Raw genomic sequence first — 13,964 nt, 5'->3', positions numbered from 1 at the left:
AGGTCGAACCTGTCATTTTGGGAAGTTGTACATTGTCATTCGTCTTCGTGATATCGCTTCGTGGAGGCGCATGCTATAATGGTTGACAGTTAAATCCGGAAATGAGGTGTTCATCCTGCTGACATTTGCCAACCGATGGGCATGGTTCGATTGGATCATTTTCACGATCCGCTTCATGTGGTGGATCACGATTGTCATCGGGCTTGTTCGATATCACGACCGTTTGCCGTACCCTGTAGAGGCGGTGCTATTCGTTTCGGTTCTTGCGTTTGTTATTCCTTATTGGTTTTACCGGTATTCCACCAGCGCTTATTTGATTGCTGAGATTGCGCTGAGCGGGAGCCTTTACATTGCTGTAAACTACTATTTTGAAGCGACCCAATGGCAGTTTGTGATCATCGCCTTTGTCGTGGGATTCCATAGCACGGAACGAACATACCGTTGGACGGGGCCTGCTACGATTCTTCTTGTCCCCTTTCTCGCATGGAATACCGCTCGTCTGGATTTCGATAGTATCGCTTTTCAAGCCATCTTGTACCATTTGGGAATGTATGGGTTCGGGTTCGGCTTTCAATTGTTGGTCCGTACGCATAAGCAGAGCCTGATCATTAAGGAACAGAACCAAATTTTGGAGCAATATGCGAGTCGAGTGGAGCAAATAACGCTGCTTGAGGAGAGAGACAAGATATCCAGAGAGCTGCACGACACGATCGGACACACGATGACATCGCTAATTATGGGTATGGAGACGCTTCGGTCTCGCTTGCCCGATACCGAAGTGAATCGACTGGACACCCTGCTTCACATGGCGCGTCGCGGTTTGAATGAAACCAGGGGGATCGTTCACAATTGGGCGGAAACCACCCGGGAATCGTTTACGACCTTGGAGTCCTCGTTTCGCGAATTGATCGAGCAATTTCAGCAGTCAACCGGGGTGATCGTCAAGCTGCGCATCTACGGCAAGGAGTATGAATTAAGTCGGTCCCGGAAGCTGCCCCTGTATCGCTGCTTGCAGGAAGCGCTGACCAATGCCGTGCGCCACGGCGGTGCTTCACTTATACAGGTGGGATTGTACTTTGAAGAAGCCCAAATCCGAATGCAGGTTGAAGATAACGGGAATGGAAACAAGGATATTGAATTCGGATTCGGGTTGCAATCGATGAAAGAGCGGCTTGAAGCCCTTCATGGACATTTATCTCTTCATTGTCTGGATGAAGGAGGGGTAGCGGTTATTTGCTGCCTGCCTCATCAGACGGTTCTTCCACAAGCAGCAAGCATTCGCATACTTCTCGTTGACGATCAGCCGATCATCAGGGAAAGCTTACAGCTGATCTTACAACAACAGCAGGATATGCAAGTCGTTGGGCTCGCCGGAAACGGGCAGGAAGCGCTCGATATGATTCCAAACGTGAATCCCGATGTGGTGCTGCTGGACGTCCGAATGCCTGTATTGGACGGACCGAGTACGCTTCGAGCGATACGCGAACGATGGCCCGCCTTACGCGTCATTATGGTGACAACCATCGAAGAGGCTTCGCAGGCCGCCGATACGCTCAAGAACGGCGCCAACGGTTACTTGTTGAAATCCGTTTCCCCTATTGAGTTAGTGGAGGCGATAAGGGTCGTCCACCAAGGGGAAACGCTGATTACCCAGTCCATCGCAGATGTCCTCTTCCAAGAGATGAAGGTGCAGCAGGAAGAACTAGATGGGCTGCGTAAATTGCAAGGGCGCGTTTGCCCTTACGGGTTGACGGAGCGTGAGCGGGGAATTCTGGCATCCCTAGTGAAGGGGCTTCGCATAAAAGCGATTGCAGAAAAAATATTTCTTTCCGAAGGTACCGTTCGTAATTGCACTACGATGATTTATGCCAAGCTGGGCGTGAATAACCGGGAAGACGCGGTGAGGAAAGCGCAGGAGGAAGGACTTGTCGTTTAGGCGGGCCATACGAATGAAGTTATTTGAACGATAGATAGCCTGGAAATGTATAGATTGCACAAGAAAAAGCAATGCTTGCACCTTACGTAACGTAAGGTTTTATAATGAAGCTACCGGTACAAAGCTTGCGCCAAAGAGTGGAGATGATGAATGAAGAAATATTGGAAGATCGGAGACCTCGCCAATCTGACGGGGCTTACCGTACGAACCTTGCGTTTTTATGATCAAATCGGGCTATTCTCTCCGTCGGAACATACGGAATCCGGTCACAGGCTGTACAATGAATCGGACCTGTCGCGTTTGCACCAGATTTTATCGCTTAAAGAGCTGGGATTATCTCTTGAGGAGATTAAATCACTTTTAACCGGCGGGCAAATCAGTCCGCTTGAGATTGTCAACCTGCAGATCAACCGAATCAAAGAGCAGATCAAGCTGCAGCAGAAACTATTGGAGCAGCTCGAACATGTATCCAAGCTTATGCAGGGCAAGGCGCAATTAACGGTGGAAGATTTCACGAGCCTTCTGCAAGCGATGAAAATGTCATTTGAGAAGCTGGTCATTGAGCGGCAAACGATTTGGGAGCGAAACCTGGATCTGTTGGGGGACTTTCTTGCCGAGGAGACAACGCCGAAACCTAAGGAGGAAAATCAATGAATGAACGATTTGTTAAGCATGCGACCTTCGTCGTCGAGCGGACTTATGCCGCCTCGCCGGAGCGGGTTTACCAAGCCTGGGCTGACCCGGCTGCCAAAGCGAAGTGGTTTTCGAAGCCGGAGATCTTCGACTTTCGGGTTGGCGGGCGCGAGTACAGCAGCGGCGGGCCGCCGGAAGGGCCGGTCTTTACGTTCGACGCCAGTTACCAGGAGATTGTTCCGGAGCAGCGCATTGTCTATACGTACACCCTGGATTCCGGCAGCACACGCGTCTCCGTCTCGAATACAACGGTCGAGCTGATCAAGCTGGAGGGCGGCACGAAGCTTATTTTTACGGAGCAAGGGGCATTCTTTGACGGGCACGATACGCCGGAAATACGGGAGCACGGAACCAATCTCATGCTGGATGCGCTCGGCAAGGTCTTTGAAGAGGGGAATGATCATGACCATGGGGAAAAATGAACTTATTTCCACACGCGAGTTCGATGTACCGCGGGAGCTTGTATTTCGGGCTTGGACAACCCCCGATTTGCTCGCTCGTTGGTGGGGGCCGCATGGCTTCACGAATACATTTCACGAGTGCGATATCAGGCCGGGCGGCACGTGGCGACTCACCATGCATGGACCGGACGGTACGGATTACCCGAACCATAACGTCTTTGTTGAGATCGTTCCGTTTGAGCGGATCGTGATTGACCATCTATCCGGTCACGAATTTCGGGTAACGGGTACTTTCGAGAACCTGGAAGGCCGTACCAAAGTTACTTTCCGTCAGCTTTTCAAGTTAACCGAGGAATTCGAACAAGTCAAGGCATTCTGTATGGAAGCTAATGAACAGAACCTCGACCGGTTAGGCAGGGTGCTGGAAGAAATGACCTCCTAGCTATGCGATGGGATGAATTAAAAATATCGCCGTTCACACGCTACGCTCTGTCGGAGTTGGACGGCGATATTTTTATACTTTTTCGTTCAGCGCGGCTGACGGTTTCAACTGACTCTTCTCTTGTTTATTCGCCACGTAACTATGCAAAATCATGCCAAGAACAACGACAATCATCCCACACCAGGACAAAAGCGAGGGCAGGGGGATCGACAAAAACAGCAGCTCCCCGGCTAAGGCGAACAGGACTTCCATCGACTGCGTGGCTTCGACCGAGGCCAACTTCCGCATATTTCCCCGCACCATATCCGTTGCTTTGAAGAAGAGGACGGTGGCCACGACGCCGGAAAACAGGGCAACCAGCAAAGCTTGAAAGCTCTGCTCCTTGCTCGGCCATCCTACGGTAGACAAGCCATATAAGGAAAGGAGCAGCCAGAAAGGCAGACTCGCAATCGTCATGCCCAATACCCTCTGAAACGTATCCAACCGTCCTTCGCAGAGGTCCATCATTTTCCGATTGCCCAAAGGATAGGCAAACGACGCGATCAGCACAGGGATTACTCCAAGCAAGAGGCTTTCCAAGGAAAGGCTTTTGGCATGTTCGATCTGCATCAGAATAATCCCCAGCAGGATAAGGAGCGACATAACTAGACCTCTAACGGGAATTTTCCCCCGGGCTTGCACAGGTCCCTTGTCGGTAGAGATCGTTTCCCAAAATAACGGTGCAAGCAAAGTGCCCGAAATAATCGTAACTTGCCATGTGCCGGCAATCAGCCAGCCGGGCGAATACGCCGCTGCAAAGCATAAGGGAGCATAGAATAACCCGAATCCCACCGTGCCCCACAATAGCCACGTTCCGGGTTGTTTTTTCATTTCCGCGAAGAGCGGACGCAGGCTTTTTCGAGCCAGTACCACGCCCAAGAGCAGCGGAACCATGAAGAGATAACGCAGCGAAGCGCTCCAAATCCAACTCCCGCCGGACAGCTCCATCGAGGCATTGAGAACAAAGGTGAAAGCAAAAAAGAAGGCCGAACCTATCCCGATCAAAATAGGCTTCAACTGGACTCACCTCGATTCCGGGGGTTGGGTTAGCAGCTCGCCGAGACTTAGCCAGTTTTCTTCGACAAGACGGACAACCTTTTCATACTCCCCATTTCGGCAAGCGGCAATCATGTGATTGTGTTGTTCCACGGAATTTAACCCTTTGAGGGTATTGAATTGGGATATCTCCAACCGTTGGATTTTCGGGATGCTGCGTTCCAGCGCCAGTACGATCTCGGGATTCCCGGCCGCATCCAAGAACACCTTGTGAAAATGCGTATCCGCCTCGATAGCCTGAATCACGTCGCCTTGTTCAATCGCAAGCTGTAAAGCGTTATTACTTGCTTCTAACGTTTGAAGATCCGTTTCCTTCAAAACAGGACATGCGAGCTTTGCCGCTAAAGCGTGTAAGACTGCGACGACCGTAAATGCGTGCTTCGCTTCCGTTACATTTAATGGTGCTACGTACGTGGATGATCCCGGAAGGGATTGGACCAGGCCTTCATCTTCGAGCCTTTTGAGCGCTTCCCTGACAGGCGTGCGGCTAATGCCGAATTTCTCCGCCAATTCTTTGTCGCTCAAGCGTTCTTCGGGATGCAATTCCAAGGTAATAATCCACTTTTTTAAAGTTTGATAGACTTCGTCTCTAAACGACAGCCGTTGAATGGGTTTAATCTGATCTTTTTTCATAAAACCAATATATCGGATATTGGTTTGTTGGGCAATATTTATTTGCGATCCGGTAAGGTCGGCGATTTATCAGCAAAACTAATAAAAGCTATAAAATCCTTTTAATTGATCCATTTACCCGGCTGTGATAGCTTGAAGATAAGATAAAATTAAGTATATAAGAATACTGGGAATTATTTTCATCCTATGCGAGGTGCATATTGTTGATATTACAGGTGATGAACAGTCCTTTTAATCAAGAGCAGGTGGAGCTTCTTAACCGCTTGCTGCCTACGCTGACGGAGGTGCAGAAGATTTGGCTGAGCGGTTATTTGACGGCTCTGCACAAAACCGAAGCTTCGGCGTCTGCTCCGGCCGTGAACCAACCGGTCCTCTCCAAAGAGGTCACGGTGCTATTCGGGTCCCAGACCGGGAACAGCCAGAAGCTGGCCAAGAAGCTGAGCGAAAAGCTGAAGGAGCAGGGCCTCCAGCCAACGCTTTCCTCCATGAGCGACTTCAAGCCGAATACGCTTAAGAAGGTTGAAAACCTGCTCATCATAGTGAGCACGCACGGGGAAGGCGAACCGCCGGATAATGCGCTGTCTTTCTATGAGTTTCTGCACAGCAAGAGAGCGCCGCAATTGGAAGGCCTGCGGTTTTCCGTACTGGCTTTGGGGGACACTTCGTACGAGTTTTTCTGCCAAACGGGCAAAGACTTCGACAAACGTCTTGAGGAGCTCGGAGGCAAACGGCTTACTGCGCGCGTCGACTGCGATGTGGATTTCGAGGATTCTGCGGCGGAGTGGATGAATCAGGTCCTGGCCTCTCTGAACGAGGCCGCGGCGGCTCCGTCCTTGGCAAGCGGCGGCGGTGCAGCGGTCCGGAGCGAGACGCAGCAGACGGAATATTCCAGGTCGAACCCGTTTCAAGCCGCAGTGCTTGAAAATTTGAATCTGAACGGCCGCGGATCGGACCGGGAAACGCGTCACCTGGAGATTTCGCTGGAAGGGTCCAATCTCCAGTATGAGCCGGGCGACAGCGTGGGCGTGTATCCGAAGAATCATCCCAGACTTGTCGACGAACTGATCCAGGCGCTGGATTGGAACCGGGAGGAACTCGTGCCGGTCGACAAAAACGGCAGCGAGCGCCCGCTGCTTGAAGCTTTGACCAGCTATTATGAAATTACGGTTCTGACCAAGCCGCTGTTGGAACAAGCGGCAACTCTGTTCCCGGGCAGCGGCCTGCAGGAGCTGCTTGCGCCAGGACGTGAGCAGGAGCTTCGAGCGTATATCAAAAATCGGGATTTGTTGGATTTGGTGCAGGATTATCAGCTTAAAGGAGTATCCGGTAAACAATTTGTATCGATTCTTCGCAAGCTGCCGCCGCGTCTTTATTCCATCTCCAGCAGTCCGAAGGCGTACCCGGACGAGGTGCATCTCACGGTCCGGAAGGTACAATACGAAGCGCACGGACGAGAGCGATACGGGGTATGCTCGACCTATATCGCTGAGCATTTGGAGCTGGGCGATTCGCTGCCGGTATTTATCCAGCACAATCCGAACTTCAAGCTTCCGCAAAATCCGGATACGCCGGTCATCATGATCGGACCCGGCACAGGCGCTGCTCCGTTCCGGGCTTTCTTGGGCGAACGGGAAGAAACCGGGGCACAGGGCAAGACGTGGCTGTTTTTTGGCGACCGCCATTTCTCCACGGATTTCCTCTATCAGGTCGAGTGGCAGCGTTGGCTGAAAGATGGCGTGCTGACCCGCATGGATGTGGCGTTTTCCCGTGATACGGATGAGAAGGTTTATGTGCAGCACCGAATTCTTGAGCACGGCAAGGAATTGTATCAATGGCTTGAGGAAGGAGCCAGCATCTACGTATGCGGAGACGAAAAGCACATGGCGCATGACGTTCATGCCGCTCTCGCCACCATTATCGAGCGGGAGGGCGGAATTAGCTCCGAAGCCGCTGCGGAGTATTTGGCACGATTGCAACAGGACAAACGTTATCAGCGAGATGTCTACTGAGTTCAGGCTCAAAGATAACGAGAGGGGATAGGGACATGAGCGAAAACAATTTACTTTCAGCAAATAGTGCGCCTCATAGCGATGTAGAGGAGATCAAGAAGCGAAGCGACTACCTGCGGGGATCTCTTGCGGACACGCTCACTGACAGAATCACGGGCTCCATTCCCGAGGATGATAACCGCTTGATGAAATTTCACGGAAGCTATATGCAGGATGACCGGGATCTACGCAACGAGAGGAATAAACAGAAGCTGGAGCCGGCCTATCAGTTCATGGTGCGCGTGAGGGCTGCCGGTGGGGTCGTTACGCCGGAGCAATGGCTGATGATGGACCGTATTGCGCAGCAATATGCGAACGGAACGATTCGTCTCACGACCCGTCAGTCGTTCCAGCTTCACGGCGTGATCAAGTGGAACATGAAAAATGTCATCAAGGAAGTCAACGAAGCGCTGTTAAGCACGCTTGCGGCATGCGGGGACGTCAATCGTAACGTGATGTGCAATCCGAACCCGTACGTTTCCGAAATCCACGAGCAGGTGTACGAATGGGCCAAGAAGATCAGCCACCATCTTGATCCGCGAACCAGAGCCTATCACGAAATTTGGCTGGATGAAGAGAAGGTTGTCGACAGCCGCGATGGAGAAGAGCAAGAACCGATTTACGGACCTGTTTATTTGCCGCGTAAGTTCAAGATCGGCATTGCCGTGCCGCCTTCCAATGACGTCGATGTCTTTTCTCAGGATCTTGGCTTCATCGCGATTCATGAGAAAGGGCGGCTGCTGGGCTTCAACGTGGCTGTCGGCGGAGGCATGGGAATGACGCACGGCGATCCGCAAACGTATCCGCAGCTGGCGCGGGTGATCGGTTTTGTCACACCGGAGCAGGTGGTCGACGTGGCCGAGAAGACCGTCACGATCCAAAGGGATTATGGAGACCGTTCGGTGCGAAAGCATGCCCGGTTCAAGTACACGATCGATGACCGCGGCTTGGAATGGTTTATCGATGAGCTTCATCAGCGGTTGGGGTGGAAGCTGGAGGAAGCGCGTCCTTATCATTTTGACCACAATGGAGACCGTTACGGCTGGGTGAAGGGAAGCAACGGCAAATGGCATTTCACTCTCTTTATTCAGAACGGCCGGGTGAAGGACGAGGACAATTACCCCTTGATGACCGGGTTGCGGGAAATTGCCAAGGTGCACAGCGGGGATTTCCGTCTGACGCCGAATCAGAACCTGATCATCGGCAATGTATCGGCCCAGAAGAAGAAAAAAGTTGAGGAACTCATTAAGGAATACGGGCTGACCGACGGCATTCACTATTCCGCGCTGCGCAGAAACTCGATGGCCTGTGTGGCGCTGCCGACCTGTGGATTGGCGATGGCCGAATCGGAGCGCTATTTGCCTACGCTGCTGGACAAGATCGAATCGATCTTGGATGAGGCGGGATTGCGCGAAGAGGAGATTGTCATTCGGATGACCGGCTGTCCGAACGGATGCGCCCGGCCCGCGCTTGCGGAGCTTTCCTTTATCGGCAAGGCCCCGGGGAGATATAACATGTATTTGGGCGGCGGCTTCTCCGGCAACCGGCTCAATAAAATGTACCGCGAAAATATTGACGAGACGCAAATTCTTGCGGAGCTTCGGCCCATCTTGAACCGCTATGCGAAGGAACGCGAGGAAGGCGAGCATTTCGGTGACTTCGTGATTCGCGCCGGATACGTGAAGGAAGTTCGTTCGGGACTTGATTTTCACGAGTAACCGACTGCACAAACCTAAAAAGGCTTCGCAAGATGATCTTATCATTTGCGAAGCCTTTTTAAGAGGGATAGTTACTTCTGCTGCTCAATCCCCGCTATCAAACCATTTGTTTTCTCAAGGCCCTGCCGTTGTTCCCAAAGATGTTGCCCTCGATGGAAGAATGGAAATGCGATAAATGCCAAAAGCATGAGGATCGCGAATAGGACAGGACCTTGCCCGAAGCCTAATACGCTCAGTAAAATACCGCCAATCCAAGCGCACACACTCTGCCCGATAAATGCCAATCCGCTGGCGCCATAATAGGCCCCTCTCAAATGTTCCGGTGCAATTTCACCGATAAGCACATCTCCAATGACAAAACATAAGATTTCGCCAGTCGTAAAAACGACCATCGACAAGGCGAGCATCAAAATATTGTCAAAAACCCCAAACCCGAACAGACCCAACCCAAATAACAGGCACCCGGCTTTCAATGCCGTTAATGAAGAGAAGCGCTTCATCAGCTTGGCAAGAGGATATTGCAATACCAATACGGAAAGCGTATTGATCACGAAAAGAAACGAATACGATTCGACCCGGTCATGACCAATAAATTGCGATAAGGTGGTATCCAAGTGGGAATAGGCTCCTGCTACAAATACATTACCCAAAAGAAAATAGAGGAATATTTTGTCGGTAAAAATAATTCGTGCCATTTGGTTCATCGTGATCGATGCCGATTTCTCATGAAGCTTTTGCTTGAACGTGACCATGAAAATCACCAAAACTATGGCGTAAATAAAGAAAATCACAGCACTGGCGAAAAACGGCAAAAGCGAGGAAGAACCGCCTGCTCCAAGCTTCAAGCCTACTAATGGTCCTATAGCTCCTCCTATATTGATGGCAAAATATCTCGCATTAAAGGCGTCAGCACGATGTTCGGAAGGAGTTACGTCGGCCAACAGGGCTCTGGCGGTCGGTTCAAAAACACTGCGGCAGAGACCGTTTATCGCACTCAATAAGAAGAAAGACCAGGTTTCGGCGGCAAAGGCGAAGCCTATCAAGACAAGACTCCAGGCGGCCATCGAAGAAATCATAACCGGATATCTGCCCAAACGATCCGATAATGCTCCTCCGACAAAGCTGCTCATCGTTCCGACCAATAAGCTTACCGCTAAAATGGCCCCAACGGTTGCCGGATCGATTCCCTTGACTTTGCCCAAATAAATACCCAAAAATGGAAGTGTCATAAAAAATCCTGTGCGTGACAGGAAGGTTCCGATAATAACTCCCCATGCTACCGGATGAAATCGGGGCATATTTAACCGCTTTTTTAAGATCATGTTCATCCTCTTCTTCACCCTCTGCTGTTTCGTCTTCCCTAACTTCAGTATAGCTATTAAAAAAGGTATAAAAAGAGTATGATTTGTTTAAATCAGTTCACCTTTTTAGTAGAAATGAGGTTCGATATGCTGACGGTCCCGCACTTTTTAGAGCTGCGCCAATATTTTAACAACCATGAGGTCGGCAAGCCCTTCTCGGTTACGGTCGATAAGCTTACCGGGATATGGTACTGTACGCCCCGATACGCGAAACTGATTGTCCGTAAGCTTTGCGAGCTGGGCTGGATTGAGTGGAAAGCCGGGCGGGGCCGCGGTCATACGTCCGTGTTGACATTGCTTACGGATTCGGGCGAAATCCTCCTTCGGGAAGTTAAGCTTAGGATGGGGCAGGGGAATGTAAAGGAAGCGATGGAGCTGATGAATCGTTTCGGGGCGGCCGCTGTCAAAGAGCAGTTTATGGATTGGCTGTCGGAAGGAATGGGGTTTTCCACACAGGCCGTTTCGAATAAGCTGCAGGACACGCTGCGTTTTCCTGTGTACCGTTCGATTTTAACGCTTGACCCCGGACTGATTTATTATAATTTCGATGCTCACATGGTAGGCCAATTGTTCAATACGTTGGTCGAATACGATCAGGAAAGCCGGACCGTCACACCTTGTATCGCGCATTCCTGGGAAAGCAGCGTCGATGCCAGAGAGTGGACGTTCCATTTGAAAAAAAGCGTCATGTTCCATCATGGGCGGGAACTGACTGCTCATGATGTCGTTTTTTCACTGGATCGGCTTCGATTGAATCCTGAACGATTTGAATCGAGCTGGATGTTTCAAGACATCGAGAAGATCGAGGCAATAGACCATAAAACGGTACGCATCCGTTTAAAAGAACCGAATTATTTGTTTCTGCGGTTTCTTTCCACCATTCCCGCAAGTATTGTTCCCGAAGAGATTGTACGAGCAGGCGAAGCGGAATTTGGGAAAAAACCGGTAGGAACAGGCCCTTTTCGAATGGTTCGCCTAAATGAGGGAATCTGTATTTTGGAGGCATTTCCGGCACATTTTCATGGCAGGCCGCACCTGGATCGCGTCGAGGTTCTTATCTTCCCCGAAATGGAAACCGGCCGCTTGAAGGAGCCTGATTGGACATCGGTTATGATTTCGCACGGGGATGCCTCCAAAGCGCAGCGGGATGCTTTGATAAAAGGGAACAGCGATTGGCTTGATATGGAAACGTTGTTCTGCTGCTGCAGTTTGCTTGTATTTAACCAGTGGAAGAGCGGTCCGCAAAACCATCCAAAATTCCGGCAAGCTCTTCATCACATCATCGATAGAGAACAGATGATTGCCGAGTTGGGGGGCGACCGGATTTTTCCCGCACAGGGATTCCGTCCATACCATCCGGTCTCCGGTGAAATAACGGCAGCGAATTCCAGCGTAAGTCGCTCGGAAATTTTGGCCCTGTTGAAGGCAAGCGGCTATCAGGGGGAAGCGTTCCGTTTGCTGACAACCGAATATCACGAGGAAGACGCCGTTTGGATTCGGGAGCGCTGCGAGTCTTTTGGAGTCCATTTGGAAATACAAATTACAGATCCGTCCGAATTCGCGGTACACCCTTCTTTGCCGCAGCATGACTGTCTATTGTTTGGGAACATCTTTAGCAATGACGAGGTATGCGAGTTGGAGATGTATCTACAAAAAAATTACTTCTTGTCTGCGTTTGACGAGCCCATGGCGGAGGCTGTAAAAAAAGCGGCCGTATCTATTTTTCGCGAATCCGACGAGAAAGAACGCCAGCGCAAACTGGCGGATGTGGAAAATCTGATATGGCAGACATATTCCGTCCTGTATCTTATCCAAAAGAAAAGCAATACTTCGTTTCATAAATCGGTTCGCGGAGTTACCATTAATGCTTCAGGCTGGCTTGATTTCCATAAGATTTGGTTTCATCCGCATGTCTCGTCTTGAACGTGAGCGAGATAAAAGAAAAAAGCAGGCCGATCCTCCACGCTGCAAGAAAACTGAGGATCGGCCTGCTTCTTAGTTATGCTTGATCTCAGCTTCCGCTTTCCAGCGCCGCCAGCAGCTGGGCGTACGTCGGAGCGAGCGCCCGAAGCGTGGCGGCCGCCGCGGCGTCGTCGCCGGTGACCAGCGGGTGCTGCAGCGAACCGATGAGCAGCGCCTGCTCGGCTGCGATCCGCGAGGCTTCGGCGTATCCGGCGCGCGTCAGGCAGGTGGCGGCATCCGCGGCGCGGCGAGCGCCGACCCGGACCGCGAAGTAAATCAGGTGGCCGCGAAGCTCTCTGCTGCAGCCGCTCTCGATGAACGCCGCGAGCCCTTCGGCGGCTTCGCCGTTGCCGAGGGTGCCAGCCGGCGTGTTGTGACCGCCGTCCATCGACAGCCAGCGGATCGCGGCAGGGATCGACGCTCTTATGGCATCTGCCTCAGAGACTTCCGCGAGCCGGGTGAAGCCGGTGCGCATCGTGTACGGTTCGCCGTAGCTGAGCGTCTCGGCTCGCCAGGCCGTCATGAAGTCGCTCAACGGCAGCGAAACGTACGGGTAGCCCTGCGGGTCGTGCATGAGCACGCGCTCGTCGTTCACCTCAAGGACGACGACGTAATGGTCGGCGCCGATCGGTCCGGTCATTTCCGGTTGATGCCGCAGATGTCCCATCTCCAGCGGGCCGATCCACACCGGACCGTCCGACAGGGACGCCTTGAGGCGGGCGAGGGCCTCGTCGGCGTCGCCGCCTTTGGCAACCGTGGACGTCCAGCCCAGGGCGGTCAGCGCGTCGTCGAAGCCCGCCTCGGGGTCCCAGCCGTACGGATCGAAGAACGGCAGCGTGCCGCCGATCAGCTGCATCCCGAACGGGCTGCCGGTAGCGAACTCGATCACGGCCGGAGAGGGCGCGCCCGCGCCGAACATCATCGCGAAGGAATTCGCGTAGCAGTACGGGCCGGAGCCCGTGTAGGTAAGGTGCGAAAGCGTCTTTTGATTGACCATCGTGAGATCTTTGCCTCCTTTGATAGATGGCGATCCATACCGCCGCTTGACGGGGGGAGAATTTAAGGCTTCACCGGGATGTACAAATCGATTTGGGTTTGTTCATCTTCCGGCCCGGTAAACCGTTCGTCATATACTTCGAGGTCCATGCCTTGCGACGGCTCAAGGCCGTGCAGGGGAAGCCACTTGCTATAGATTAATTCCATCGTCTCTCCAAGACGGCTCAGACTGCCGGTGTGGGTAAACACGGCATAGGTTTGTTCCGGCACCGTGAATGTCATCATACCGTTCGGAATGTGTTCTCCCGCCGTCTCATAGCCGGCAATATACGAGAAATCTCCGTTCGAACCGGGGATGCAGACGCCATACGAGACGTCCGGCTGCAATTTCCCCTGAATCTCATCCTCCCGCGGTACGAATCGGTCCCACAATTGGGGAATGCCGCCTTCGCTGCTTTTGTTGTTCCACTCCATCCCGACAACGGTAAAAGCGGCTTTCTTCACCAGCTTCGGTTCCATGTTCGTTCCTCCCGTAATGGAAATATAATCGACCATGCGCTGAACCGCAGCCAGAAGCTTTTGTTGGCGCCCAATTTCGTCACGAATGCTGTTTGTGTGCTCCAAGAGGATCGGCTTCAGCTTTTCGGCATCCACCAGCGTCCCGTTTTGTTTTAGCTCG

The 13,964-nt window shown here is 52.0% G+C and carries 13 protein-coding genes; 8 read left to right on the top strand and 5 right to left on the bottom strand.

Going from position 1 to position 13,964, the window contains the following annotated elements:
* Positions 1-82 precede the first annotated feature (82 nt).
* From QJ48_RS07370 to QJ48_RS39460, 5 genes are all read left to right on the top strand, one after another.
* A complete protein-coding gene (locus QJ48_RS07370; protein WP_237762837.1) occupies positions 83-1,936 on the top strand; it encodes a hybrid sensor histidine kinase/response regulator transcription factor in 1,854 nt (617 codons plus the stop codon).
* A gap of 150 nt (positions 1,937-2,086) precedes the next feature.
* Entirely contained in the window at positions 2,087-2,590 is a 504-nt protein-coding gene (locus QJ48_RS07365; protein WP_054972992.1) for a MerR family transcriptional regulator, read from the top strand.
* Positions 2,587-3,051 carry an SRPBCC family protein gene (locus QJ48_RS07360; protein WP_054972991.1) on the top strand — a complete coding sequence of 155 codons (465 nt, stop codon included), beginning with the start codon at positions 2,587-2,589 and terminating at the stop codon, positions 3,049-3,051. The genes QJ48_RS07365 and QJ48_RS07360 overlap by 4 nt, the downstream gene beginning before the upstream one ends.
* Complete coding sequence (locus QJ48_RS07355; protein ID WP_054972990.1) at positions 3,032-3,472, top strand: SRPBCC family protein; 441 nt, start codon at positions 3,032-3,034, stop codon at positions 3,470-3,472. Before QJ48_RS07360 ends, QJ48_RS07355 begins: the two co-directional genes overlap by 20 nt.
* 16 nt (positions 3,473-3,488) lie before the next feature.
* Positions 3,489-3,584 (top strand): hypothetical protein, encoded by a 96-nt coding sequence (locus QJ48_RS39460; protein ID WP_369126839.1) that lies wholly within the window; start codon positions 3,489-3,491, stop codon positions 3,582-3,584.
* On the opposite strand, the gene QJ48_RS07350 is transcribed toward QJ48_RS39460, so the two are convergent.
* Positions 3,545-4,528 (bottom strand): multidrug resistance efflux transporter family protein, encoded by a 984-nt coding sequence (locus QJ48_RS07350; RefSeq protein ID WP_054972989.1) that lies wholly within the window; start codon positions 4,526-4,528, stop codon positions 3,545-3,547. The genes QJ48_RS39460 and QJ48_RS07350 overlap by 40 nt on opposite strands.
* Before the next feature lie 6 nt (positions 4,529-4,534).
* A complete protein-coding gene (locus tag QJ48_RS07345; RefSeq protein WP_054972988.1) occupies positions 4,535-5,200 on the bottom strand; it encodes a GntR family transcriptional regulator in 666 nt (221 codons plus the stop codon).
* A gap of 203 nt (positions 5,201-5,403) precedes the next feature.
* Here QJ48_RS07345 and QJ48_RS07340 point away from each other — a divergent pair, with 203 nt between their 5' ends.
* Both QJ48_RS07340 and cysI read left to right on the top strand, forming a co-directional pair.
* Positions 5,404-7,209, top strand: coding sequence for an assimilatory sulfite reductase (NADPH) flavoprotein subunit (locus tag QJ48_RS07340; protein ID WP_054973011.1), 1,806 nt, complete (start codon positions 5,404-5,406; stop codon positions 7,207-7,209).
* Between the two features lie 35 nt (positions 7,210-7,244).
* Positions 7,245-8,966 carry an assimilatory sulfite reductase (NADPH) hemoprotein subunit gene (gene cysI, locus QJ48_RS07335; protein WP_054972987.1) on the top strand — a complete coding sequence of 574 codons (1,722 nt, stop codon included), beginning with the start codon at positions 7,245-7,247 and terminating at the stop codon, positions 8,964-8,966.
* Between the two features lie 71 nt (positions 8,967-9,037).
* Here cysI and QJ48_RS07330 read toward each other — a convergent pair whose 3' ends face one another.
* Entirely contained in the window at positions 9,038-10,294 is a 1,257-nt protein-coding gene (locus QJ48_RS07330; RefSeq protein WP_054972986.1) for an MFS transporter, read from the bottom strand.
* Positions 10,295-10,414: 120 nt separating this feature from the next.
* On the opposite strand from QJ48_RS07330, the gene QJ48_RS07325 reads away from it, so the two are divergent.
* Positions 10,415-12,250 (top strand): SgrR family transcriptional regulator, encoded by a 1,836-nt coding sequence (locus tag QJ48_RS07325; RefSeq protein WP_054972985.1) that lies wholly within the window; start codon positions 10,415-10,417, stop codon positions 12,248-12,250.
* 88 nt (positions 12,251-12,338) lie between these two features.
* Here the strand turns inward: QJ48_RS07325 and QJ48_RS07320 are convergent, their stop codons facing one another.
* A complete protein-coding gene (locus QJ48_RS07320; protein WP_054972984.1) occupies positions 12,339-13,286 on the bottom strand; it encodes a hypothetical protein in 948 nt (315 codons plus the stop codon).
* 62 nt (positions 13,287-13,348) lie between these two features.
* On the bottom strand, positions 13,349-13,964 hold a 616-nt coding region (locus QJ48_RS07315; RefSeq protein WP_054972983.1), incomplete at its 5' end, for a GyrI-like domain-containing protein.

The sequence above is a fragment of the Paenibacillus sp. A3 genome (assembly GCF_001399685.1).
Taxonomy (GTDB): domain Bacteria; phylum Bacillota; class Bacilli; order Paenibacillales; family NBRC-103111; genus Paenibacillus_G.
The sequence above is the reverse complement of the archived record's forward strand: the minus strand, read 5'-3'. Positions and strand labels throughout refer to the sequence as shown.

Excerpts from the sequence above, each read along its gene's own strand:
- QJ48_RS07325 (WP_054972985.1), top strand. The coding sequence starts at position 10,415 with ATGCTGACGGTCCCGCACTTTTTAGAGCTGCGCCAATATTTTAACAAC.
- QJ48_RS07330 (WP_054972986.1), bottom strand. The coding sequence starts at position 10,294 with ATGAACATGATCTTAAAAAAGCGGTTAAATATGCCCCGATTTCATCCG.
- QJ48_RS07360 (WP_054972991.1), top strand. The coding sequence starts at position 2,587 with ATGAATGAACGATTTGTTAAGCATGCGACCTTCGTCGTCGAGCGGACT.
- QJ48_RS07365 (WP_054972992.1), top strand. The coding sequence starts at position 2,087 with ATGAAGAAATATTGGAAGATCGGAGACCTCGCCAATCTGACGGGGCTT.
- QJ48_RS07355 (WP_054972990.1), top strand. The coding sequence starts at position 3,032 with ATGACCATGGGGAAAAATGAACTTATTTCCACACGCGAGTTCGATGTA.
- cysI (WP_054972987.1), top strand. The coding sequence starts at position 7,245 with ATGAGCGAAAACAATTTACTTTCAGCAAATAGTGCGCCTCATAGCGAT.
- QJ48_RS07320 (WP_054972984.1), bottom strand. The coding sequence starts at position 13,286 with ATGGTCAATCAAAAGACGCTTTCGCACCTTACCTACACGGGCTCCGGC.
- QJ48_RS07345 (WP_054972988.1), bottom strand. The coding sequence starts at position 5,200 with ATGAAAAAAGATCAGATTAAACCCATTCAACGGCTGTCGTTTAGAGAC.